The sequence below is a fragment of the Flavobacteriaceae bacterium genome, assembly GCA_014075215.1.
Classification (GTDB): domain Bacteria; phylum Bacteroidota; class Bacteroidia; order Flavobacteriales; family Flavobacteriaceae; genus Polaribacter.
In genome coordinates this window covers 2,063,760-2,086,607 of record CP046177.1, presented here as the reverse complement: position 1 = coordinate 2,086,607, position 22,848 = coordinate 2,063,760, and the positions used below count along the sequence as shown (strand labels likewise).

Below are 22,848 nucleotides of genomic sequence, written 5' to 3'. Positions count from 1 at the left end.
ACTTATATTTTAACTTTGAGAGCTTTAATACTAACTTTTCGACAAATCAATGCTGCAAAGATCTTAATAATAAATTTTATTTATAGTGTTATAAGGAAAATTTATAACCCTAATCTAAAACCTGCCAAAACTTTCAAACTTGGAACTTTCAAACTTAAAACAGCTACTATGAGGTATTTTTTACAATAAGTTCGGCAACTTTTTCGGAAGCTCCGGTACCGCCCAGCCTCTTCTCCAGTTCAAAGTAATCTAAAAACAGCTTCTCCTGATGTTTTTTATCTAAAATTAGGGAGAGCTCTCTTATAAGATTTTCCCGGGTAAAATCATACTGAATTAATTCTTTTACCACTTTTTTGTCCATAATTAAATTGACTAGAGAAATAAATTTTAACGTAATAATTCTCTTAGCTATTTGGTATGATAATGCATTTCCTTTATAACAAACCACTTGAGGAACTTTGAACAATGCCGTCTCCAAAGTTGCGGTTCCTGAAGTTACTAATGCAGCACTGGATATACTTAACAAATCGTGTGTTTTATCTTTTACAAAAGACATCTTTTTATCTCCAATGATATTCTTATAAAAAGAAAAAGGCTGACTTGGTGCTCCTGCAATTACAAATTCGTAATCTTGAAAAATGTCTGTTACGGAAAGCATTACTGAAAGCATTTTAGTAATTTCCTGTTTTCTACTACCGGGTAATAATGCAATAACAGGCTTATCGGATAATTGATATTTTTTTCTAAATAGCTGTTCATCTACCTGCTTCCTGTTTGTTACGGCATCTACTAACGGGTGTCCTACAAAATGTACATGGTACCCGTATTTTTGATAAAATTCTTTTTCAAAAGGGAGAATTACATACATGGCATTTATATCTCTTTGGATACTCCGAACCCTACCGGCTCTGGATGCCCAAACTTGCGGGGATATATAATAATTTGTTCTGAAGTTTTGTGCTTTGGCCCATTTTGCAATGCGTAAATTGAACCCGGAATAATCTATAAAAATAATGACATCGGGATTAAACTCGATGATGTCTTTTTTGCAAAAGGAAATATTTCTAAAAATGGTAAAAATATTCAGCAGTACTTCCAAAAACCCCATAAAAGCAAGTTCCTTATAATGCTTTACTAAAGTTGCACCGGTAGCCCCCATTAAATCACCACCCCAACACCTGATGATGGCATTTTTATCCTTTTTATACAGTGCCTTTATCAGGTTCGAACCATGTAAATCTCCGGAAGCCTCACCAGCTATAATATAGTATTTCATGAGCCTGAAATTGTCAGGTGGTGCTTTTATTTTTAGCACATCACCATTTGTGTTAACTTTATTCTCCCGTGTTAAAATAACTTTAAAATAAAAGTGGTTAAAACTGTTACAATAGAAGCTATCAGAACTCCCCTGGCCCTGTAGTCTTGTTTCTTTTTTAAAAAAACAAAAAACACAAATATATTAGGCAAAGCAGCTAAAGCTAATACCTGCCCATACAGGTTTCCCTCTTCAATCATATTTAATGTAGCTTCAAAACCGTATTTAGAGAAATATTGTAAATATAAAAAGATACCGCAAGCCGTAGAAAACAAAGAAACCAAAAATCCGATGCCTATTTCTTTTTTTATAAATCCCATGAGTTTAATTTTTGAATCATATGGTGTGCCGTTAAATCAAACTGAACCGGAACAACAGATATATATCCGTTATCCAAAGCCCATATATCCGTATCTTCTCCTTTATCCTTATTGACAAATTCTCCTGATAACCAGTAATATTCTTTTCCGAAAGGACTCGTACGCTTGTCAAAATCTTCTTTCCAATATCCGTTAGCCTGTCGGCATATTTTTATCCCTTTAATCTCTTTCTTTTTTAATTTGGGGATGTTCACATTTAAAACCGTAGCTTCCGGTATTCCATGCTCCAAAGCCTTTTTTGTTATTTTTTTTATAAACTCGGAAGATGCTTTAAAATCTGCGTGCCATTTAAAATCTAATAACGAAAAACCAATTGCCGGAACCCCTTCAATACCTGCTTCTACTGCAGCACTCATAGTACCTGAATAAATGACACTAATTGAAGAATTAGAACCGTGATTGATTCCCGAAACACACAAATCCGGTTTTCTGTTTAAAATTTCATTGACTGCCATTTTTACACAGTCTGCAGGAGTACCGGAACAACTATATTCTATTTGAGGCCCGTCATCTATTGTAATCGGATTGCAATGTAATACATTATCTACTGTAATTGCATGCCCCATACCGCTTTGCGGATTATCAGGTGCAACTACCACCACATCCCCGATAGTATTCATAATTCTTATTAAAGAGCGAATCCCCGGAGCTGTAATCCCGTCGTCATTAGTAACCAAAATCAAAGGTTTTTTACTCATTATTACATACTATTTAGCACAAAAATAAGCCAAATAAACTAAAATCATTTTAACATTTTATAAAGATTATCTATAAGGTTTTTTAGTTAACATTGTACGGTTAATCAATCCTACTATGAAACTATTAAAAATATTTTCATTATATGTATGTTTTTTGTTTTCGCTATACGGAGTTTCACAGAAGAGTACCAAAAACCCATGTGATGCGGAGGTATATGCTCAATTTAACTTCTGGGCAGGTTCCTGGAATGTATATAATACCGATGATAAATTAATTGGTACCAACAGGGTTGTAAAACTCCAAAATAATTGCCTTCTTCAAGAGAACTGGGAGTCCAAAACAAGTGCAAGCAAAGGTACCAGCTATAATTACTATAACAGGCCGGACAAAACCTGGAATCAAATATGGGTAGACAATTCGGGCTATTCTTTACGTCTCAAAGGTGTTTTTATCGACGGGAAAATGGTTTTAAAAAGTGATCCTGTAAAAAATAAAAACGGTACTTATTACCATCAAATAACATGGTCAAAAAAGAAAGATGGCTCTGTGCATCAGATATGGACACATATTGGTACGGATGGTAATATCGTCAAGGAGTTGTTTAGAGGTATTTATAAAAAGAAGTAAGACAGATTCTCAAAAAACCTGGCATCATTTTAGTATATTAGCAAGGCCTAACATGTAATCATTAAAATCAGTAAGACACTTATGAAAACAAAACTCAGTATCTTTTTTCTACTACTCTTCTTATCAGTGGTAATAAGCGGTCATGCAACTACTCTTAGTGATCCCGAAAAAGATAAGATCATTATCTATGTATTAAAAAATATGTTAACACGTGGGCATTTTGTAGAAAAGGATTTAGATGATGATTTTTCCGAGCTGGTTTTTCACAGTTTTATTGACGGATTAGACCCTTCAAAAAGATATTTTACACAGGCAGATATTAGAAAATTCTCTAAGTATAAGTATCGAATAGACAATCAAATCATAAATGTTGATTTATCGTTCTATCACCTTGTGTATGATCGTTTCATTGAAAAAGTAAGATCTGCAAAACAATACTATGGGAAGCTTCTGGGCGCACCTTTTAACTATAAGAAGAAAGAGACCATTAATGTTGATTTTAAACAACTCCCTTATGCTGAAAATGAAAACCAATTAATTGACTATTGGAGAAAGCAGTTAAAATTACAGGTCATAAGTAAAATTCAGGAAAAAGAAAAATTACAAGAAGAAAAATACCAAAAGGACAACAACTATAAAAAAGCATCATTTAAGACTTTGGAAGAAGAGGTCAGAGCCGAAGTACTAAAAAATATGGATGAACTTTATCAAAGAATTGAAGAATTAGAACACAGTGATTGGTTTTCTACTTTTTTAAATAGTATTGTTGGCGGTTTTGATCCTCATACTACTTATATGAGTCCGAGAATTAAAGATCGTTTTGACCAGAATATATCCGGAAAACTGGAGGGGATTGGTGCCCGCTTGCAAAAAAAAGGAATCTACACACATATTGTTGAACTGGTTTCCGGAGGGCCGGCGTGGAAACAAGGGGATTTAGAACCCGGAGATATTATTCTGAAAGTTGCGCAGGCAGAAAAAGAGCCCTTGGATATTGTAGGAATGCGTTTAGACGATGCTATTAAATTTATAAAAGGCCCTAAAGGCACGGAAGTAAGGTTAACGGTTAAAAAAAAGCTGGATGGTTCTACTAAGGTAATTTCTATTATTAGAGATGTTGTAGAACTGGAAGAAACGTTTGTAAAATCTTCTGTTGTAACAAAAAATGGTAAAAAATATGGGGTGATAGACCTCCCGAAATTCTATATTGATTTTTCCGATATTACTACAAGAGATTCTGCCAAAGACATGGAAAAAGAAATTGAAAGGTTAAAAGCAGAAAATGTAGATGGCCTTATCATCGATTTAAGGAATAACGGCGGTGGTTCGCTAAAAACGGCCGTAGAGATCGCCGGACTGTTTATCAATAAAGGACCCATTGTTCAAGTGAAATACCGCGGTGAAAAACCAATTATCAGGAGTGATAGAAATCCAAAAATACAATGGGACGGAAAACTGGTCATTTTAGTAAATGAACTTTCTGCTTCCGCATCGGAAATCTTAGCTGCCGCCATGCAGGACTATAACAGAGCCGTTATTTTGGGAGGGAACCAAACCTTTGGTAAAGGAACTGTACAGCAGGTAATTCCCATGAATCAATTTTATCCAAGCTACAAAAAAGACATTGGCTTTTTAAAAATGACCATTCAAAAATTTTACAGGATAAATGGGGGATCTACACAGGTAGAAGGTGTTTATCCGGACATTGCCATGCCAAGCCGTTACAGTTATATGAAGTTTGGAGAACGTGATATGGAAGGAGCACTGCCTTGGGACAAAGTACCACAAGCCAGTTATGTAAAAACGAATTCTTACGACAATTTTTCAGATGTTGTAAATGAAAGTAAAGAAAGGATTGCGAGCAGTATCAATTTTAAATTAATAAACGAATACGCCAAATGGTTAAAGCAAGAACAAGATGATACCAGCTATTCTTTAAATTATAGAGATTATGTAAAAGATGTAACTGTTAAAGAAGCAGACACAAAAAAGTTTGATGCTGTTTTTGAATTTAGTTCAAATTTGACTTTTAACTCTCCTAAATATGAATTAGTGCTACTGTCCAGTAATGAGGATTTAAAACTAAAAAGAGAGCGATGGCATAAAAACCTAACAAAAGATATGTATATAAATGAAGCTTTAAATGTGTTGAACTCCCTAAGATTAGCACCTCAAAATGAAATTGTAAAAAATTAGATTTAAAAACCAGAGTACCTACTTGCTCATAGACTACTTATTACGTGATACCAAAACCCGACTAGCATATAAATAGAGAGCCACTCCATAACAGAGCAGCTCTCTTATCTATGAAAAAGAAAATAATCTTTAAACTATTTTTACTCGTTTTTTATAAAATTTCTCATAAAAATGACTTGTTTAGATATTTTGTTCACATGATATAAGTAAAGATGCATTAAACCCTTCTCCATCATTTGCGCCAAAAAAGTGAATATGTATCTTTTCTCAAAAAATGCGTTATTTACCGTTATTATACCTTTGGTATGCCAATGCCGAATAGACAAATTGTAAATGGAGAACCGTATAGATATGCGTATCAAGGACAAGAAAAAGACCCTGAAACTGGGAAGGAAGCGTTTGAGTTACGACTGTGGGATAGTCGTATAGGTCGTTGGCTAACTACTGACCCAGCAGGACAATATAGTTCCCCTTATTTGGGAATGGGTAATAACCCAATTAATGGAGTTGACCCTGATGGCGGAAAATTCTTTACAGATTACGAATATACTGACAGCAAAGGGAATACTACTCGCGTACACGTGGATGATGGTAAAGACCAATTAGTAAAAGTTACAGATTTAAGTGATTGGAATAATATACTTAGTTTACAGGCTTCTAGTGCAGTTATAGGGAAATATGACCAATTCATTAATAAATACGGAGCTACTGCAATTAATAGACCAAATACTCTACCTTCTTTTTCTGATTTAGAAAGTAATTATCCTAAATACGGTAGTGATTATCCTGGAGGGGGAATTACAAATGACCAATTTGGAGATATGGTTGGTGGTCGTGTAGAGCAAAATATTGATGCTGGAATTTTTCCAATACGTGTGCTTGTAGAGTGAGCCATACACTTAATAAATCAGGCGCAAGCATACCTTATATTCAAGGACAGACATCTTCAAGTGAAGGTAAGACAGCTTGGTATATATTTAGGGTTGTGGCTTTAGAAAAACATTTAACAGCTACATACGGTCCTCCTAGTATTATTAGTTCAGACCCTAATCATTTTAAAGGACATACAGGTGTTATTATTTATGACACGAGAGGAACTTGGAGTGATGCTACTGGACACGGAACTTTATGGGATGGTAGTAATAGATTGGGTGGAAACTATTCGCCTAGTTTTTACTTATCAAATGGTGTTGGAAAATTATGGATAACTAAATAAACTTATGAAGCATTTATTATTTATTATTTTATGTTTTGTTCTCTTAAGTTGTAAGGCTCAAGATAAGATTAAAATTGTTGATGTAGAAAAAAGCAATTTTAAAAAATATGTTCTATGTCAATGTATGTATAAAGGTGTTCCTATTAAAGATTCCCTTTTGAGAGCAGAAGGAAGTGCAGGAATGTATGTTCAAATGGGAAATTATGATATAGAACACTATGAAAAAGCAATTGATTTTATTGATGAATATTTGAAAAAAGCTAAAGCAAAATATAAAAGTAAAGTCAATGCTAATTTAACAATAGCGAAATGTATTGATTTGTATGAAAGTAAAGAATTAGATATTTTTATAAAAGATTTAAAAGAGCCTTAATCGGCTCTTTTTTTATGAATAAGTTTTTTTAGCATTAGTATCTCTAATATAAGCATCAAGAATTTTAAAGAGTGCTTTTTTATCTTCACTTTCCATATTAATAATAGCTTCCATGCGTTTGGTAATATCTTTATCAAAAAGAACGGTATCGCTATCGCCCACCAAATAATCTAACGTAACATTAAGAGCATTAGCTAATCTATGTGCAGTATCAATAGATGGCTTCATTTCGTTACGCTCGTACTTACCTACAATATCACCAGACACATTAGCAAGTTTACCCAACTCACTTTGAGATAGTTTTTTTTGTTTACGTACTAATGTTATTTTACTTCCAAAGTCCATTATTGTTCAGTTTTACAGGGTGTAAAAGCTATAAAGGACAAATATATATGAAGTAAACATCAGAAACAAATGGTTTAGTTCTTGTTTGTGTCTGAATAATTATATAGTTTTGTGAATAATCATTCAGAAAATAAAATTATTAACAATGGCTACAAACTTTAACGCAGACAACCCAGACCAATTAATTTACGAGAATGATATTTTACAACTCACAATTTTAGGAGGTATAAAGTTAGAGGGATTAGACAGAATGCGAGTAACCATAAAAGTACAGTTACAAGAAAGTAGCAGACCACCAGTAAGACATAATTTAGATTTATACAACGATACACAATTAGAGAAATTTATAAGAAGGATTGCAGAAAAGTTAGAAATAGGCACGTCAATAATAGCAGCTTCATTATCAGAGCTTACAGAAGAACTGGAAAAATACAGACTTGAAAAGATAAAAGAACAAACAGAGAATTTAAAACCCAAAGTAAAACAGCTTACAACAAAAGAGGAAAAAACAGTAAAAGATTTTTTACTCGACCCAAACCTATTAGAAAATACAGACAAGCTAATAGAACAATCTGGAGTTATTGGCGAAGTGGTAAATCGTCAAATAATGTATTTAATAATGACAAAACGTAAGCAAGAACAACCTTTACACGTTATAAGTTTTGGAGCTTCGGGAACGGGAAAAACCCATTTACAAGAAAAAATAAGTGAGTGCATACCACAAGAAGATATTATAAACATTACCACTTTAAGTGATAATGCCTTTTATTATTTTGGTAAAACAGATTTAAAATACAAAGTCATTGTTATTGAAGATTTAGACGGATTATTAAATGCGCTTTATCCGTTACGAGAACTACAAACTAAAAAGCGAATTGTAAAAACCATAGTTAGAAAAGACAGCAACGGAAAAACCAAAACCATACATTTAATTGTTGAAGGTCCTGTTTGTGTAGCAGGATGCACCACAAAGGAGCAAATTTATGAGGACAATGCAAACAGGAGCTTCCTACTCTACTTGGACGAAAGTAAAGCACAAGACGAACTCATAATGGAATACCAACGTCGAGTATCTGCTGGAAAAATAGATACACACAAACAAAGAGAAATACAAGAATTTTTACAAAATGTACAACGCTTTTTAAAACCCATTAGAATTATTAATCCGTTTGCAGAGCATTTAAAACTACCACAATCTGTATTTAAACCCCGTAGAACGAACTCACATTATTTACAATTTATAGAAGCTGTAACCTATTATTATCAACTACAAAGAGAAAAGAAATACGATACAGAAACAGGCGAAGAATATATAGAAGTAACTATACAAGATATTGAAATAGCCAACCAACTTTTAAAAGAAACCTTATTACGAAAGAGTGATGAACTCAATGGAGCAACGAGAAACTATTTAGAGTTGCTAAAAACGTATTTAAAAGAAAGAAAAAGAAAAAAAGGCGTGTCAGGCTCTGACTTTACAGGATTAGAAATAAGAACACAATTACGTATCAAAGAAAGTACATTACGGAATTACAATAAGCAATTACAACTGTTAGGTTACATCAAGCGAAATACTAATAAAAAGACAAGAAGTTATACGTTTGAATTGCTAATAACTAAAGATTACGATAAGCTACAAAAAGATATAGAAACCGTATTAGACAAGGCTTTACAGAAAATAAAGAAGAAATAAAACGCAAGTCGCAAATAACTCGCAAGTGTCTTTTTTGCGAAATATCACACACAAAATCAATCAGTTAAATCTAAATCGCAAGAAATCTAAAAAATGGACATAAGGGATGAAAAATTTAATCTTAAAAAATAGCAGTTACCAACATTTAGAAATCGGTTTTAAAGAATGGTTGGATATTTTAGGTTACAACCCAATGAGTGTTTACAATATGCCGAATATCGTTAGAGAATTTTTACACTTCTTGGAAAACAACAGAATAAATCATATCCATAATTTACAACATCAACATATTAAAAACTATTACAATTACATCTATAACAGAAGCAATTTAAGACGTGGTGGCGGATTAAGTAATAATTACATCAACAAGCATTTACAGGCTATCGAAAAGTTTTTAGAGTACTTACATCATAAAGGCGTTCGTAATGTTCCGAATCTTGGAATACCTTTATTAAAACTCAATACCAAAGACATCACCGTACTATCAAAAGAAGATATACAACTACTTTATAAAGTAACCTATAGAGATACCGAGAACCAACGACAAGAAATATTACAAGCAAGAGATAGAGCCATTTTAACCGTTTTTTATGGTTGTGGATTACGAAGAAATGAAGGAACTCATTTGGAGCTAAATGACATCAATTTAGACAGACGTATTTTACACGTTAGAAAAGGTAAAAACTACAAAGAACGTTTTGTACCATTTAGTAAACAGAGTGCAAAAATATTAGAAGAATACATTTATGATTACAGACCAATATTGGCAAAAAGCAAAAAAGAAAGTCGTTTGTTTATTGGTGTTACTTCAAAACCAATGACTGGAGGAACTTTATATACACGATTAAAATTACTGCAATTACAAGTAGATAATATAGAATTACAGAACAAACATTTAACGCTTCATAATTTACGCCATAGTATTGCTACTCATTTATTGCAAGCAGGAATGCCATTAAATAAAATCAGTCGCTTTTTAGGACATAGTAGTTTAGAAAGTACACAGATTTACACGCACTTAATAGACCAAAACAATGAACAGCTTTAAACAATTTTTAGAAAGTAAAGAATTAAGCAGTACCACTATTAAACGCTACAATACCAAAGTATTAAATTTTATAAGTTGGTTAGATAAAGACAATACAGAAGTAGAAAATACAACTACAAAAGAACTCACAGCATACTTATATTATTTACAAAAGAAAGGATTATGTAATGCTACAAGAAGTCATAATTTAATTGCTCTAAAACATTATTTTAATTGGCAAATATTACACAATAAACGCATTAACAATCCTGCAAAACATATAAAATTAAGAGGAACACACACCAAGAAATTACACGATATATTTACACTAATAGCATTAGAAAAGTTGTACAATGATTATCAAGTCCCAAATGAAGATGACAAGCGAAATAATAGAAATTGGTGGCAAGTACATTTACTCACACGAAAACGAAATAAAGTAGCATTAGGATTATTGATTTATCAAGGATTAACCACTAAAGAAATAGATACACTTACTTTAAAAGGTTTGCAATTACGAGAAGGAAAAATCTATATACAAGGCGATAAAAAAGGAGCAGAAAGAAGTTTAGAATTAAAATCATATCAAATAATGGACTTGATGGAATACCAACTAAAAACACGATTAGAACTCTTAAAACTATCCAATAAAGAAAGTAATCAATTATTTATAAGCAAAGGAAAAAGTAACTTCGGAAACGATAACTGGAAACGTTTTGCAGAAACATTACGAAAGCAAAATAAAAAGTTCCAAAACTTTAGACAAATACGTGCTTCAGTAATAACACATTGGTTGGGAATATACAATTTACGACAAGTTCAATATATGGCAGGACACAAACATATAAGCAGTACAGAAACTTATTTAGTCAATAAATTAGAAGATTTACAAAGTGATATAGATAAATATCATCCTATGATTTAGGTATCGCACTTTTGGAGGTCACAAATTGTGACCTCCAAATAAAAACCTATTTTTACAAACAGAAATTATAGTATAAAATGAGCGAAAATAATAACGGAAAACCATTAGTTCCAAACGAATTAATAGCAAGTAGAATATTACTAATTAGAGATTATAAAGTAATGATAGATAGTGATATTGCAGAACTTTATGGAGTAACTACAAAAAGATTAAATCAGCAAGTAAATAGAAATATAAATCGTTTTCCTTCTAACTTTATGTTTGAACTTACAGAAGCAGAAAAAAAAGAGGTGGTTGCAAATTGCAACCACCTTAAAAACTTAAAATTCTCGTCATTTTTACCAAAAGTATTTACAGAACACGGAGTAATGATGCTTGCAAATGTTTTAAGAAGTGAACGAGCAACAACAATGAGTGTTAAAATAATAGAGATTTTTATTGAAATGCGAGAAGCAATCATAGACAATCTAAATTTAAAACTTGACATTGAAGAAATCAAAAAGAAGCTAACAAATCACAGTAAGAATATTGAATTAGTTTTTAATTATTTAGATGAATTAACAGATAAGAAAGAAAACGAAAAACCACGAACTCAAATAGGTTATAAAAAAGATAGAAAGTAAAATCCCCACAAAACAAAATCCAGTTTTTTCGTTCCTCAAAATCCTCTGCTTTTTGTTTTGTTCCGCTCGCCACCGCCAAAATAATTTTTAAGTCACAGTTTTTGTAAGCCAACACACAAACAGCACTTTGTAAGTTGCTCGTTCCTCACAATCACAAAAAGCTGTGCCAACGCTCAAAAACAAAAAATCTGCCATAAAAATTACCCCAAGCTAAGTTACATAATTGGCATTATAATACTGCCAACATCCGCCAACGCTCGAAAAACCAAAGCCGTAGTTATAATGTAAATTATGTAAAATAGCCAGCATCGCCCACGCTTTTTGCAGCCACTTCTGCCAATGCCTACGCTACTTCCAACGCTCACGCACTACGAATGCTATTTAATTTTTTGCTATCGCAAACTGTGTGAAAAACAAGTCATTTTATTTTTGGTGGAAAATCCACGCATCAGCCACCTCTTTTTCCACCAAAAATAAAACGTTTTAAAACTTGCCGATTTAGAGGATGTTGGAGCGAGGAAAATCGACAAGTTTTAAAATGAAACAACTGAAAGGCGTTAGTCTTCGTCCGAGTAAGCAAAAGCGATGGAAGAAATGAGAAAGGGAGTATTTAACATAAAACTGGTTATAACTTACAGTTTGGGCGAAGTAAGGATTTAAGCGACTGTATTATAACCCGTTTTATGTTACAATATCGAGGAAAAGGAAGCGGAGAAAATACAGAGGTTTTTGAGATACGAAAATACTGGATTTTTGGAGCGTGGAATTCATTAGAAGTTTATATATTGTAAGTTCAAATGGGATGCAAACAGCTTACATATAAAAACTCAATTTTTTTAAAAGTAGTTCATAGTAAAAATGACAAAACTGCTTCTAAAAATGTGTTAAGTTCGTACAGATACAGTTTTCAAGGGCAGGAAAAAGACTCTGAGACCGGGAAGGAGGCGTTTCAATTAAGGCTTTGGGATAGTAGAATTGGTAGGTGGTTGACTACGGATCCTAAACATGAATTTGCTAGTCCTTATTTAGGAATGGGAAATAATCCAATTAGACTTATTGACCCAGATGGTGGAAGTACAGAAGAAAATCCTATTTATGGTTCTGATGGTACTTTTAGAGGTTTTGACGAATATGGTTGGGAAGGAGAAGCTATCATTTATGATGGTGATTTTACTCAAGGAATGAGCCAAAGTGAAATTTTTGCAAATGGAGGAACATCATTTAGTAATCTTACCAATTATGAGAGGTTCCAATTTATGGATAAAGGTTGGGCTCATTATCAGGATGTTAAGAGGTTTGCAGAGAAGTATGAATTTACAGGATTCGAACCACAATATGTGCAGTTAAAAGTTGTTGAGCCTACGTATGGTGTTGGGGCAATGGATTTAATAGGAGGTAAAGGAGCTCTTAATTTATTGAAATTCTTACGAAATCCTAATGCTCTCAAACACATATTTAGGAATTCAGCTGGACACGTTAATCCTAAAACAGTACAATCTCAAAATAGATTTTTAAATTTATTTAAAAATGTTGCTTCAAACAGTAATAATTTAGTAAAAACCACCAACGCACATAAAATTAAAGCAGGTGTTGAAACCTTTCACAAAACTTTTAGAAGTGGAAAACAAGTATGGGTAGAAACTATAGGTGGAAAAATTACAAATGCAGGGGTTAATTCAATACCAAAATGATGTTAGAAGAAATTAATATAAAAGAATCTGTTGATTTATACCGAAATAACATAAGTTTTAAGAATCATTCTGAAAATGATTACATAAATTTAATTCTTCTTTTTTGGAATATTTCTTTTGATTATGGTCTTGAATCATTTTGTGTAACAGAAAAAATATTTACAGAAAATGAGATATCAAATTTTACAACGGAAATAGAAAAATTATTTAATGATGCTTTTAAAAATTACCCTAATAATGAAGAATTACAATTTTGGAAAGTATATATAGATGATTTAAGTACATATTCTGAATGTTCTCATAAAGAGAATATGCATAACTATATAAATAGAGACAACTTTTACCTTCCACATTTCTACTTGTATGTTCAATGTGGTGTTTTGAATATTGAGCAATTAAAACAGCTGAAAATAATTTTATTAAAAGAAGATGATAGTTATAAAAAGTCTTACATCCTTTCTTATTTAGATGATATAGAAATATCCTAAAAAAATGTAAAGAGCCTTAATTGGGTAATGGTTCAAACGGGTGCTTATGAAAAACAAACGAAGTTTGTTATTGATTGTTAGCAATTTACAAAAACATTAAACCCTTATAAAAGAGGTGTATTCTAGTTTTTTGAAGCAATAAAATTTGTTAGTACTTGTAAAACTAGGGTTTATTCCGCTTGCTATTTTAAACAAGTACTTATCGGCAAATAAAAGAAACTACCTCTAAGCTAAATTAGGGGTAGTTTTTTTATGCAATAGATTTAAGTTTAGTCGCTTTAATAAGAGCATCTAAAGTATAAAGAATATGGTTTTTATCCACTTGTTCCATCTGTTGTACTTCTAAAACACGTTTTAAGATACTATGGTCAACTTCTACAGTAGTTTTACCAATTAATAAATCTAGCGAGACTTCAAGTACATCTGCAATTTTAGAAGCCACTTCAATCGATGGTTTTACTTCGTTTCTTTCATAACGTCCGATAAGATCTCCAGAAGTACCTGCTTTTTTACCCAAATCATTTTGAGATAATTTTTTATGCTTACGTAACTTAGATAATTGTCCTGCTAAATTCATACTTAAAAGTCTTTAAAATGCTATATATAATAAGGTTTAAGCAAATATATATGATATTATTATCACAACAAAGACAAATAAGCCTTGTTTAAATCTGATAAATGTTTTAGTTTTGTGATAAATAAGTCAGAAAATAAACTTTTTAACAATGTTAGACACTTCCAATTCTTACAACTACAATTACACCACAAAAGCATTAGAGCTCCACATTTTAGGCGGGATAAAAACCAATAAATTAGACACCCTAAGAGTAACGTTATCCATACAAAAACTAAAAGCACACACTGTTTTAAGACAAAGCATCGATTTATACAACGATAATTTAGTAGAAAAATTAGTGCGTAAATGTGCAGAACGCTTAGAAATTGGGACAAGCATCGTGAGGCGATGCCTCCAAGAACTAACTCATGAATTAGAAAACTACCGATTTTTACTTCTAAAATCAAAAACAGAAGCACACAAACCATTTATAAAACAGCTCACAACAAGAGAAGAAAAAGCAGCTATTAAATTTCTGCAATCTAAAAATCTGTTAGAAAAGACCAACGAATTAATTGGTAAATCTGGTGTTATTGGCGAAGTCGATAATAGATTATTAATGTATTTAATATTTACAAGTAGAAAAACAAACAACCCATTACACTGTATTAGTTTAGGAAGTTCTGGAGCGGGAAAAACCCATTTACAAAGCAAGGTAGCAGAACTGATACCAGAGGAAGACAAAATAGAGATTACCGTATTATCCGCCAATGCGTTTTACTATTTTAATAGAACCGAATTACAACACAAACTCATTTTAATAGAAGATTTAGACGGAGCAGAATCTGTATTGTATCCACTTAGAGAATTACAATCTAAAAAACGCATCACCAAAACAGTTGTTCATAAAGACTCGCGTGGCGAGAGCAAGACCATTCACTTGACTGTTGAAGGTCCTGTGTCTGTTGCGGGTTGTACCACACAAGAAAGTATTTACGAGGATAATTCCAATCGTTCTTTCTTACTCTACATTGATGAGTCTGCAGAACAAGATATTAAAGTGATGAATTATCAACGCTTAATAAGTGCAGGCAAAATAGATGAAAGCGAACAGCTAGAAGCCAAAAGCCAACTACAAAACGTACAGCGTGTGTTAAAGCCCATCAAAGTCATTAATCCTTTTGCAGAATATTTATCTCTGCCATCGGCAGTATTTAAGCCACGAAGAACCAACAGTCATTATTTACAATTTATAGAAGCGATAACATTTTATAAACAATATCAAAGAGAAATTAAATATGAAAAAGTCTCTCCTAATGGGGGAGATTTAGAGGGGGCTTATATAGAAACCACTATAGAAGATATACAAGAAGCAAACGAATTGATTACAGAAGTTTTATTAAGAAAGAGTGACACCATTACAGGAGCAACAAGAAACCATTTAGAAGGCCTTAAAAATTATCTAAAAGAATAATCAAACTGCTTTTAATAATGCTGAAATACGTAAAAATCTACGAGTAAAAGAAACCACATTAAGACGTTACAACAAGCAATTATTAGCAGAAGATTACATCAAAAAAGTGAAAGGTAAAAAAGGACAATTATATCATTTTGAGATTGTAAATGTTGATGAGTATAAAGAATTAAAAACCTTGATTAAAAACGCTTTAGGTAATTGCATCACACAAATAAACCTCGCTACTTCGTCATAGGTTCGCCATCAATAAAATAGCGAAGTTAAATAACTGAATAAAAGCAAATTAAACTCACTTCGCTACCAAACCTTAAAAAACACATACCCAACTAAAAAAAGTGAAAAAATTAAAATTACAAAACCACAGTTACAAAGTATTATTACTTGCCTTTAAGGCGTGGTTAGATGTTTTAGGCTATGCAGAAACCACCGTTTACAATTTACCCAATCATTTAAAAGAGTTTTTTTATTATCTGGAAAACAATCATATCAACGAACTGGGTCATATTCAAACACAACACGTAACCGATTATTATAAGTACTTACAAGAACGACCAAACCAAAGAAAAAACGGCGGATTAAGTAACGGTTATTTAAACAAGCATCAACAAACCTTATTCAAGTTTAGAGAATATTTAAAAGAACACAACCACAAAGGAATTAATATTCACTTAAAAAGCGAAACAAAAAACAATAGAGACAGTTTAAGTGTGTGTACTTTACAAGAAATCAAACAATTATTCCAAGCAACAGAATTTAGTCACGAAGAAGAAAAGTTACAACAAAGAGATAAAGCTTTATTGGTTTGTTTTTACAGTTGTGGTTTGCGTAGAAATGAAGTTGTACACTTAAATATCAATGACATTCTATTTGATAAACAACGTTTATTTGTACGACAAGGAAAGAACTACAAAGAGCGGATAGTACCCGCAAACAGGCATAGTTTGAATATATTAGAAGAATACATTTTTGATTTTAGAATCCAATTTAAAAATCACAAAGAAAGCGAAGCTTTGTTTTTAAATTACAGAGGAACACGTTTACAAGGAATGAGTTTTGCGAACAGGTTAAAGTGCATCATAGATGCAACTGGTAATAAAGATTTGCAAGAAAAAAATATTACACTTCATAGTTTACGACACAGTATTGCAACCCATTTATTAGAACAAGGTGCAGCTATAGAACACATTAGCACCTTTTTAGGACATGCATCTTTAGAATCTACGCAGATTTACACACATATCTTGGCAATACCAAGTGATATGAAATTCGAAAATATACCCAAACAACCATGGAGCAAGAGAAAATAATTGCCTGCGGTGGCTCACCGCTGTACAAGAACTATTTAGAGAAAAACGGTTATACAACGGGGAGTATTCCAACATACCTAAAAACCCAAAGCCAATTTACTGAATGGTGTGTAAAGTATGGAACAACCGCAGAAACCATAGATTATAAAACCTTTTTAAAATACATAGAAACTTTAAGAGAAAGAAAGTTAAAACCACGAACCTTAAAAGGCTATGTAAGTAATTTAAAAATCTACTTCAATTATCTCACAGAAGAAAATTACAGACAAGAAAACAGTATTCAAAACATCAATATCAAAGGTGTAAAAAAAGAAGTCGTACATCATATTTTAACGTCAGATGAGTTAGAAGATTTGTATTATTCTTATCAAACTGAAAACGGAAATTTATTAGCAAGAAAACGAAATAAAATAATTGTAGGATTATTAGTTTATCAAGGTTTAACCACACAAAACTTACAGCAATTAAAAGTAGAAAATATACAATTATACAAAGGAAAAATAGATCTATTAGGAACTAAAAAAAGCAACGGAAGAATCTTAGAATTAAAACCTTGGCAATTGATGGAGCTGATGGAATATACTCATGAAATTAGACCACAGATTTTAGAACAAACCAGTAAGGAAACTGAACAGTTATTTTTACCATTAGGTAGCAGTTTAAAATTGCACAATAGTTTAGCTAAAATGGTAAAAGAGTTAAAGAAAATCAATCATAAATTTATCAATCTAAAGCAAATAAGAACAAGTGTAATTGTGAGTTGGTTGAAGCAACACAATTTAAGAAAAGTTCAATATTTAGCAGGACACAGATATATAAGTTCGACAGAACGTTATCAGCAAGACGATTTAGAAAGTTTACATAAAACAATTAATATTTATCATCCTTTTAGTTAAGAATGGAATTTATAAGTTCGTAAATAGATAATAAAAAATTATCTTTGTTATAATAAAAATACAATATTATGGTAACAACCTTAAAACAAGGTGCAACTAAAAAAAGCATCAAAAATATATTAGAGAATTTAACTAAAGAGCTAAAACCAAAAGGTGTTGATGTCTATAAATACCTTGGGAAAATAAACTTAAAAAAAGATGCTTTAAGCACACAAAGAGAGTTACGTAATGAATGGGAGTAAGTTATTTTTAGATACTAATATTATTCTCTATTTATTAAATGGAGATGAAACATTAGCCGAATTACTAAATGCAAAACAATTATATATTTCTGTCATTACAGAGTTAGAATTATTGGCTTATAAAGGCATTACGGTTAAAGAAGAAAAAATCATCAATGAGTTTGTATCACAATGCAAAACGATAACCATAAACAATGCAGTAAAACAGGAGACCATAAGAATCCGAAAAGCGTATCATACCAAACTTCCAGATAGTATTATTATTGCGACAGCATTGTATTTAGATTTACCCTTAATTACTTCTGATATTGAATTTAAAAAAGTAGAAGAGTTAGGGCTTGTTTTTTACGAGAAATAATAAACCCCACACAAAACCAACCCAGTTTTTTCGTTCCTCAAAACCCCCTGTCTTTGGTTTTGTTCCGTTCCCCACCGCCGATGTCATTTTTAGGTCACATTTTTTGTACCCCGACACACAAACAGCACATTACTTTTTTAAGAAAATTTAGTTATTTAAAGAAGCGGTAATCTTAAAAAAGTAAAGAGCTGTTGCCAGAGTAAAAAACAAAAAATTTGCCCTAAAAATGACCCAAAGCTAAGTTACATAATAGTAGTTATAGTAGCAAAAATCCTTTCAATGGTACGCTAACGCCGAGTTATTATATTTTAGTAGCTATAACTGCTATTATGTAAAATATCCGCACTTCCCACGCTTTTTGCCAACGCTACTGCCAGCGCACTACGAACGTTAATTATTTTGCTCAATCGTCGCAAAACCTCTATCATTTTAAAAAGCTGAAGATTGCCTTTGCGCTCGAAATCCAGCCTCGCCAAAATCTTCATCTTTTTAAAACGTTTGCTTCCTCTGAAAACGTTCCGATAATAGTTGAAAAAGAGGTTGGCAAAGCGTAGGATTTTCAACTATTATCGGAATGAAACAAACGAAGTGCGTTAGTCTTCATAATCTTTTACAATCAAATCTAAAAACATTAATTGAAGTTCAGAAGTGAGCGTTGGAAGTCAGGCGAATGGGAGTATTTTACATAATTTACATTATAACTTACAAGAGAAAAACCAATCAAATATTAACGCTTGAACTTGTATTAGAATGCAAATTATGTATAAATAGGAGGATAAGGGAGTCCCCGAAGAACAGAGGCAGTTTGGTAAAACGGCTGGGCTTCGGGGGCCAGGAATTACTAACCAATAACTAATTAACCAATCATCAATCAAAAAAAATTTATATCTTAGCATCGGCTATGACAGCAAGCACCGGTACATATCAATATTTTTATCTCTACAAGGAGATACCGGTTAAAAAAGAGCAAACTACCAAAAAAAATGCATTAGATTACTTTTCCTTTGGGATGCCAATGCCGAATAGACAAATTGTAAATGGAGAACCGTATAGATATGCGTATCAAGGACAAGAAAAAGACCCTGAAACTGGGAAGGAAGCGTTTGAGTTACGACTGTGGGATAGTCGTATAGGTCGTTGGCTAACTACTGACCCAGCAGGACAATATAGTTCCCCTTATTTGGGAATGGGTAATAACCCAATTAATGGAGTTGACCCTGATGGCGGAAAATTCTTTACAGATTACGAATATACTGACAGCAAAGGGAATACTACTCGCGTACACGTGGATGATGGTAAAGACCAATTAGTAAAAGTTACAGATTTAAGTGATTGGAATAATATACTTAGTTTACAGGCTTCTAGTGCAGTTATAGGGAAATATGACCAATTCATTAATAAATACGGAGCTACTGCAATTAATAGACCAAATACTCTACCTTCTTTTTCTGATTTAGAAAGTAATTATCCTAAATACGGTAGTGATTATCCTGGAGGGGGAATTACAAATGACCAATTTGGAGATATGGTTGGTGGTCGTGTAGAGCAAAATATTGATGCTGGAATTTTTCCAATACGTGTGCTTGTAGAGTGAGCCATACACTTAATAAATCAGGCGCAAGCATACCTTATATTCAAGGACAGACATCTTCAAGTGAAGGTAAGACAGCTTGGTATATATTTAGGGTTGTGGCTTTAGAAAAACATTTAACAGCTACATACGGTCCTCCTAGTATTATTAGTTCAGACCCTAATCATTTTAAAGGACATACAGGTGTTATTATTTATGACACGAGAGGAACTTGGAGTGATGCTACTGGACACGGAACTTTATGGGATGGTAGTAATAGATTGGGTGGAAACTATTCGCCTAGTTTTTACTTATCAAATGGTGTTGGAAAATTATGGATAACTAAATAAACTTATGAAGCATTTATTATTTATTATTTTATGTTTTGTTCTCTTAAGTTGTAAGGCTCAAGATAAGATTAAAATTGTTGATGTAGAAAAAAGCAATTTTAAAAAATATGTTCTATGTCAATGTATGTATAAAGGTGTTCCTATTAAAGATTCCCTTTTGAGAGCAGAAGGAAGTGCAGGAATGTATGTTCAAATGGGAAATTATGATATAGAACACTATGAAAAAGCAATTGATTTTATTGATGAATATTTGAAAAAAGCTAAAGCAAAATATAAAAGTAAAGTCAATGCTAATTTAACAATAGCGAAATGTATTGATTTGTATGAAAGTAAAGAATTAGATATTTTTATAAAAGATTTAAAAGAGCCTTAATCGGCTCTTTTTTTATGAATAAGTTTTTTTAGCATTAGTATCTCTAATATAAGCATCAAGAATTTTAAAGAGTGCTTTTTTATCTTCACTTTCCATATTAATAATAGCTTCCATGCGTTTGGTAATATCTTTATCAAAAAGAACGGTATCGCTATCGCCCACCAAATAATCTAACGTAACATTAAGAGCATTAGCTAATCTATGTGCAGTATCAATAGATGGCTTCATTTCGTTACGCTCGTACTTACCTACAATATCACCAGACACATTAGCAAGTTTACCCAACTCACTTTGAGATAGTTTTTTTTGTTTACGTACTAATGTTATTTTACTTCCAAAGTCCATTATTGTTCAGTTTTACAGGGTGTAAAAGCTATAAAGGACAAATATATATGAAGTAAACATCAGAAACAAATGGTTTAGTTCTTGTTTGTGTCTGAATAATTATATAGTTTTGTGAATAATCATTCAGAAAATAAAATTATTAACAATGGCTACAAACTTTAACGCAGACAACCCAGACCAATTAATTTACGAGAATGATATTTTACAACTCACAATTTTAGGAGGTATAAAGTTAGAGGGATTAGACAGAATGCGAGTAACCATAAAAGTACAGTTACAAGAAAGTAGCAGACCACCAGTAAGACATAATTTAGATTTATACAACGATACACAATTAGAGAAATTTATAAGAAGGATTGCAGAAAAGTTAGAAATAGGCACGTCAATAATAGCAGCTTCATTATCAGAGCTTACAGAAGAACTGGAAAAATACAGACTTGAAAAGATAAAAGAACAAACAGAGAATTTAAAACCCAAAGTAAAACAGCTTACAACAAAAGAGGAAAAAACAGTAAAAGATTTTTTACTCGACCCAAACCTATTAGAAAATACAGACAAGCTAATAGAACAATCTGGAGTTATTGGCGAAGTGGTAAATCGTCAAATAATGTATTTAATAATGACAAAACGTAAGCAAGAACAACCTTTACACGTTATAAGTTTTGGAGCTTCGGGAACGGGAAAAACCCATTTACAAGAAAAAATAAGTGAGTGCATACCACAAGAAGATATTATAAACATTACCACTTTAAGTGATAATGCCTTTTATTATTTTGGTAAAACAGATTTAAAATACAAAGTCATTGTTATTGAAGATTTAGACGGATTATTAAATGCGCTTTATCCGTTACGAGAACTACAAACTAAAAAGCGAATTGTAAAAACCATAGTTAGAAAAGACAGCAACGGAAAAACCAAAACCATACATTTAATTGTTGAAGGTCCTGTTTGTGTAGCAGGATGCACCACAAAGGAGCAAATTTATGAGGACAATGCAAACAGGAGCTTCCTACTCTACTTGGACGAAAGTAAAGCACAAGACGAACTCATAATGGAATACCAACGTCGAGTATCTGCTGGAAAAATAGATACACACAAACAAAGAGAAATACAAGAATTTTTACAAAATGTACAACGCTTTTTAAAACCCATTAGAATTATTAATCCGTTTGCAGAGCATTTAAAACTACCACAATCTGTATTTAAACCCCGTAGAACGAACTCACATTATTTACAATTTATAGAAGCTGTAACCTATTATTATCAACTACAAAGAGAAAAGAAATACGATACAGAAACAGGCGAAGAATATATAGAAGTAACTATACAAGATATTGAAATAGCCAACCAACTTTTAAAAGAAACCTTATTACGAAAGAGTGATGAACTCAATGGAGCAACGAGAAACTATTTAGAGTTGCTAAAAACGTATTTAAAAGAAAGAAAAAGAAAAAAAGGCGTGTCAGGCTCTGACTTTACAGGATTAGAAATAAGAACACAATTACGTATCAAAGAAAGTACATTACGGAATTACAATAAGCAATTACAACTGTTAGGTTACATCAAGCGAAATACTAATAAAAAGACAAGAAGTTATACGTTTGAATTGCTAATAACTAAAGATTACGATAAGCTACAAAAAGATATAGAAACCGTATTAGACAAGGCTTTACAGAAAATAAAGAAGAAATAAAACGCAAGTCGCAAATAACTCGCAAGTGTCTTTTTTGCGAAATATCACACACAAAATCAATCAGTTAAATCTAAATCGCAAGA

The 22,848-nt window shown here is 32.2% G+C and carries 26 protein-coding genes and 1 pseudogene; 20 read left to right on the top strand and 7 right to left on the bottom strand.

Features of this window, described 5'->3' with window-relative positions; genetic code table 11:
- Positions 1-166: 166 nt before the first annotated feature.
- The 3 genes from lpxB to surE form a co-directional block, all read right to left on the bottom strand.
- Positions 167-1,276 (bottom strand): lipid-A-disaccharide synthase, encoded by a 1,110-nt coding sequence (gene lpxB / locus GKR88_10290; protein ID QMU64639.1) that lies wholly within the window; start codon positions 1,274-1,276, stop codon positions 167-169.
- 71 nt (positions 1,277-1,347) lie between these two features.
- Entirely contained in the window at positions 1,348-1,635 is a 288-nt protein-coding gene (locus GKR88_10285) for a hypothetical protein (protein ID QMU64638.1), read from the bottom strand.
- The gene (gene surE, locus GKR88_10280; protein QMU64637.1) at positions 1,623-2,393 is read right to left on the bottom strand and encodes a 5'/3'-nucleotidase SurE; all 771 of its coding nucleotides are present in this window, start codon (positions 2,391-2,393) and stop codon (positions 1,623-1,625) included. The genes GKR88_10285 and surE overlap by 13 nt, the downstream gene beginning before the upstream one ends.
- A gap of 115 nt (positions 2,394-2,508) precedes the next feature.
- Between surE and GKR88_10275 the strand changes: the two genes are divergently transcribed.
- The 5 genes from GKR88_10275 to GKR88_10255 all read left to right on the top strand — a co-directional run bounded on the left by GKR88_10275 (position 2,509) and on the right by GKR88_10255 (position 6,806).
- Positions 2,509-3,021, top strand: coding sequence for a hypothetical protein (locus GKR88_10275; protein ID QMU64636.1), 513 nt, complete (start codon positions 2,509-2,511; stop codon positions 3,019-3,021).
- 81 nt (positions 3,022-3,102) lie between these two features.
- The gene (locus GKR88_10270) at positions 3,103-5,217 is read left to right on the top strand and encodes a tail-specific protease (GenBank protein ID QMU64635.1); all 2,115 of its coding nucleotides are present in this window, start codon (positions 3,103-3,105) and stop codon (positions 5,215-5,217) included.
- 305 nt (positions 5,218-5,522) lie between these two features.
- Positions 5,523-6,107, top strand: a complete 585-nt coding sequence (locus tag GKR88_10265; GenBank protein QMU64634.1) for a hypothetical protein — start codon at positions 5,523-5,525, stop codon at positions 6,105-6,107.
- Positions 6,104-6,433 carry a hypothetical protein gene (locus tag GKR88_10260; protein QMU64633.1) on the top strand — a complete coding sequence of 110 codons (330 nt, stop codon included), beginning with the start codon at positions 6,104-6,106 and terminating at the stop codon, positions 6,431-6,433. The genes GKR88_10265 and GKR88_10260 overlap by 4 nt, the downstream gene beginning before the upstream one ends.
- A gap of 4 nt (positions 6,434-6,437) precedes the next feature.
- The gene (locus GKR88_10255) at positions 6,438-6,806 is read left to right on the top strand and encodes a hypothetical protein (GenBank protein QMU64632.1); all 369 of its coding nucleotides are present in this window, start codon (positions 6,438-6,440) and stop codon (positions 6,804-6,806) included.
- Between the two features lie 12 nt (positions 6,807-6,818).
- On the opposite strand, the gene GKR88_10250 is transcribed toward GKR88_10255, so the two are convergent.
- Positions 6,819-7,151 carry a helix-turn-helix domain-containing protein gene (locus GKR88_10250; protein ID QMU64631.1) on the bottom strand — a complete coding sequence of 111 codons (333 nt, stop codon included), beginning with the start codon at positions 7,149-7,151 and terminating at the stop codon, positions 6,819-6,821.
- Positions 7,152-7,296: 145 nt separating this feature from the next.
- Here GKR88_10250 and GKR88_10245 point away from each other — a divergent pair, with 145 nt between their 5' ends.
- From GKR88_10245 to GKR88_10220, 6 genes are all read left to right on the top strand, one after another.
- Positions 7,297-8,844, top strand: coding sequence for a hypothetical protein (locus tag GKR88_10245; GenBank protein ID QMU64630.1), 1,548 nt, complete (start codon positions 7,297-7,299; stop codon positions 8,842-8,844).
- Between the two features lie 106 nt (positions 8,845-8,950).
- The gene (locus GKR88_10240; protein ID QMU64629.1) at positions 8,951-9,892 is read left to right on the top strand and encodes a tyrosine-type recombinase/integrase; all 942 of its coding nucleotides are present in this window, start codon (positions 8,951-8,953) and stop codon (positions 9,890-9,892) included.
- Positions 9,879-10,796, top strand: a complete 918-nt coding sequence (locus GKR88_10235) for a tyrosine-type recombinase/integrase (protein QMU64628.1) — start codon at positions 9,879-9,881, stop codon at positions 10,794-10,796. Before GKR88_10240 ends, GKR88_10235 begins: the two co-directional genes overlap by 14 nt.
- Before the next feature lie 77 nt (positions 10,797-10,873).
- The gene (locus tag GKR88_10230; protein QMU64627.1) at positions 10,874-11,419 is read left to right on the top strand and encodes an ORF6N domain-containing protein; all 546 of its coding nucleotides are present in this window, start codon (positions 10,874-10,876) and stop codon (positions 11,417-11,419) included.
- 797 nt (positions 11,420-12,216) lie between these two features.
- Complete coding sequence (locus GKR88_10225) at positions 12,217-13,110, top strand: hypothetical protein (protein QMU64626.1); 894 nt, start codon at positions 12,217-12,219, stop codon at positions 13,108-13,110.
- On the top strand, positions 13,107-13,598 hold the full coding sequence (locus tag GKR88_10220) for a hypothetical protein (GenBank protein ID QMU64625.1): 492 nt from the start codon (positions 13,107-13,109) through the stop codon (positions 13,596-13,598). Before GKR88_10225 ends, GKR88_10220 begins: the two co-directional genes overlap by 4 nt.
- Before the next feature lie 250 nt (positions 13,599-13,848).
- Here the strand turns inward: GKR88_10220 and GKR88_10215 are convergent, their stop codons facing one another.
- A complete protein-coding gene (locus tag GKR88_10215) occupies positions 13,849-14,175 on the bottom strand; it encodes a helix-turn-helix domain-containing protein (GenBank protein QMU64624.1) in 327 nt (108 codons plus the stop codon).
- A 148-nt stretch (positions 14,176-14,323) separates the two neighbouring features.
- On the opposite strand from GKR88_10215, the pseudogene GKR88_10210 reads away from it, so the two are divergent.
- The 5 genes and pseudogenes from GKR88_10210 to GKR88_10190 all read left to right on the top strand — a co-directional run bounded on the left by GKR88_10210 (position 14,324) and on the right by GKR88_10190 (position 18,434).
- A pseudogene (locus GKR88_10210) lies at positions 14,324-15,866 on the top strand (hypothetical protein).
- Positions 15,867-15,966: 100 nt separating this feature from the next.
- Entirely contained in the window at positions 15,967-16,938 is a 972-nt protein-coding gene (locus tag GKR88_10205; GenBank protein ID QMU64623.1) for a tyrosine-type recombinase/integrase, read from the top strand.
- Complete coding sequence (locus GKR88_10200) at positions 16,920-17,834, top strand: tyrosine-type recombinase/integrase (protein ID QMU64622.1); 915 nt, start codon at positions 16,920-16,922, stop codon at positions 17,832-17,834. Before GKR88_10205 ends, GKR88_10200 begins: the two co-directional genes overlap by 19 nt.
- Before the next feature lie 68 nt (positions 17,835-17,902).
- Positions 17,903-18,076: a hypothetical protein gene (locus tag GKR88_10195; protein QMU64621.1), complete on the top strand. Its 174-nt coding sequence runs from the start codon at positions 17,903-17,905 to the stop codon at positions 18,074-18,076.
- Positions 18,063-18,434 carry a PIN domain-containing protein gene (locus tag GKR88_10190; GenBank protein ID QMU64620.1) on the top strand — a complete coding sequence of 124 codons (372 nt, stop codon included), beginning with the start codon at positions 18,063-18,065 and terminating at the stop codon, positions 18,432-18,434. Before GKR88_10195 ends, GKR88_10190 begins: the two co-directional genes overlap by 14 nt.
- Before the next feature lie 308 nt (positions 18,435-18,742).
- On the opposite strand, the gene GKR88_10185 is transcribed toward GKR88_10190, so the two are convergent.
- Positions 18,743-18,919, bottom strand: coding sequence for a hypothetical protein (locus GKR88_10185; protein ID QMU64619.1), 177 nt, complete (start codon positions 18,917-18,919; stop codon positions 18,743-18,745).
- Positions 18,920-19,335: 416 nt separating this feature from the next.
- Here GKR88_10185 and GKR88_10180 point away from each other — a divergent pair, with 416 nt between their 5' ends.
- The 3 genes from GKR88_10180 to GKR88_10170 are packed head-to-tail and all read left to right on the top strand — an operon-like array spanning position 19,336 to position 20,727.
- A complete protein-coding gene (locus GKR88_10180) occupies positions 19,336-20,028 on the top strand; it encodes a hypothetical protein (GenBank protein QMU64618.1) in 693 nt (230 codons plus the stop codon).
- Complete coding sequence (locus tag GKR88_10175) at positions 20,025-20,354, top strand: hypothetical protein (protein ID QMU64617.1); 330 nt, start codon at positions 20,025-20,027, stop codon at positions 20,352-20,354. Before GKR88_10180 ends, GKR88_10175 begins: the two co-directional genes overlap by 4 nt.
- A gap of 4 nt (positions 20,355-20,358) precedes the next feature.
- A complete protein-coding gene (locus GKR88_10170; GenBank protein ID QMU64616.1) occupies positions 20,359-20,727 on the top strand; it encodes a hypothetical protein in 369 nt (122 codons plus the stop codon).
- 12 nt (positions 20,728-20,739) lie between these two features.
- Here the strand turns inward: GKR88_10170 and GKR88_10165 are convergent, their stop codons facing one another.
- The gene (locus tag GKR88_10165; GenBank protein QMU64615.1) at positions 20,740-21,072 is read right to left on the bottom strand and encodes a helix-turn-helix domain-containing protein; all 333 of its coding nucleotides are present in this window, start codon (positions 21,070-21,072) and stop codon (positions 20,740-20,742) included.
- A gap of 145 nt (positions 21,073-21,217) precedes the next feature.
- On the opposite strand from GKR88_10165, the gene GKR88_10160 reads away from it, so the two are divergent.
- Positions 21,218-22,765 carry a hypothetical protein gene (locus GKR88_10160; protein QMU64614.1) on the top strand — a complete coding sequence of 516 codons (1,548 nt, stop codon included), beginning with the start codon at positions 21,218-21,220 and terminating at the stop codon, positions 22,763-22,765.
- The last annotated feature ends 83 nt before the right edge of the window (positions 22,766-22,848 follow it).

Excerpts from the sequence above, each read along its gene's own strand:
- GKR88_10220 (QMU64625.1), top strand. The coding sequence starts at position 13,107 with ATGATGTTAGAAGAAATTAATATAAAAGAATCTGTTGATTTATACCGA.
- GKR88_10255 (QMU64632.1), top strand. The coding sequence starts at position 6,438 with ATGAAGCATTTATTATTTATTATTTTATGTTTTGTTCTCTTAAGTTGT.
- GKR88_10235 (QMU64628.1), top strand. The coding sequence starts at position 9,879 with ATGAACAGCTTTAAACAATTTTTAGAAAGTAAAGAATTAAGCAGTACC.
- GKR88_10230 (QMU64627.1), top strand. The coding sequence starts at position 10,874 with ATGAGCGAAAATAATAACGGAAAACCATTAGTTCCAAACGAATTAATA.
- GKR88_10190 (QMU64620.1), top strand. The coding sequence starts at position 18,063 with ATGAATGGGAGTAAGTTATTTTTAGATACTAATATTATTCTCTATTTA.
- GKR88_10170 (QMU64616.1), top strand. The coding sequence starts at position 20,359 with ATGAAGCATTTATTATTTATTATTTTATGTTTTGTTCTCTTAAGTTGT.
- GKR88_10180 (QMU64618.1), top strand. The coding sequence starts at position 19,336 with ATGACAGCAAGCACCGGTACATATCAATATTTTTATCTCTACAAGGAG.
- GKR88_10265 (QMU64634.1), top strand. The coding sequence starts at position 5,523 with ATGCCAATGCCGAATAGACAAATTGTAAATGGAGAACCGTATAGATAT.
- GKR88_10160 (QMU64614.1), top strand. The coding sequence starts at position 21,218 with ATGGCTACAAACTTTAACGCAGACAACCCAGACCAATTAATTTACGAG.
- GKR88_10195 (QMU64621.1), top strand. The coding sequence starts at position 17,903 with ATGGTAACAACCTTAAAACAAGGTGCAACTAAAAAAAGCATCAAAAAT.
- surE (QMU64637.1), bottom strand. The coding sequence starts at position 2,393 with ATGAGTAAAAAACCTTTGATTTTGGTTACTAATGACGACGGGATTACA.
- GKR88_10250 (QMU64631.1), bottom strand. The coding sequence starts at position 7,151 with ATGGACTTTGGAAGTAAAATAACATTAGTACGTAAACAAAAAAAACTA.
- GKR88_10240 (QMU64629.1), top strand. The coding sequence starts at position 8,951 with ATGAAAAATTTAATCTTAAAAAATAGCAGTTACCAACATTTAGAAATC.
- GKR88_10165 (QMU64615.1), bottom strand. The coding sequence starts at position 21,072 with ATGGACTTTGGAAGTAAAATAACATTAGTACGTAAACAAAAAAAACTA.
- GKR88_10185 (QMU64619.1), bottom strand. The coding sequence starts at position 18,919 with ATGAAGATTTTGGCGAGGCTGGATTTCGAGCGCAAAGGCAATCTTCAG.
- GKR88_10245 (QMU64630.1), top strand. The coding sequence starts at position 7,297 with ATGGCTACAAACTTTAACGCAGACAACCCAGACCAATTAATTTACGAG.
- GKR88_10215 (QMU64624.1), bottom strand. The coding sequence starts at position 14,175 with ATGAATTTAGCAGGACAATTATCTAAGTTACGTAAGCATAAAAAATTA.
- GKR88_10270 (QMU64635.1), top strand. The coding sequence starts at position 3,103 with ATGAAAACAAAACTCAGTATCTTTTTTCTACTACTCTTCTTATCAGTG.
- GKR88_10275 (QMU64636.1), top strand. The coding sequence starts at position 2,509 with ATGAAACTATTAAAAATATTTTCATTATATGTATGTTTTTTGTTTTCG.
- GKR88_10200 (QMU64622.1), top strand. The coding sequence starts at position 16,920 with ATGGAGCAAGAGAAAATAATTGCCTGCGGTGGCTCACCGCTGTACAAG.
- lpxB (QMU64639.1), bottom strand. The coding sequence starts at position 1,276 with ATGAAATACTATATTATAGCTGGTGAGGCTTCCGGAGATTTACATGGT.
- GKR88_10225 (QMU64626.1), top strand. The coding sequence starts at position 12,217 with ATGGGATGCAAACAGCTTACATATAAAAACTCAATTTTTTTAAAAGTA.
- GKR88_10285 (QMU64638.1), bottom strand. The coding sequence starts at position 1,635 with ATGGGATTTATAAAAAAAGAAATAGGCATCGGATTTTTGGTTTCTTTG.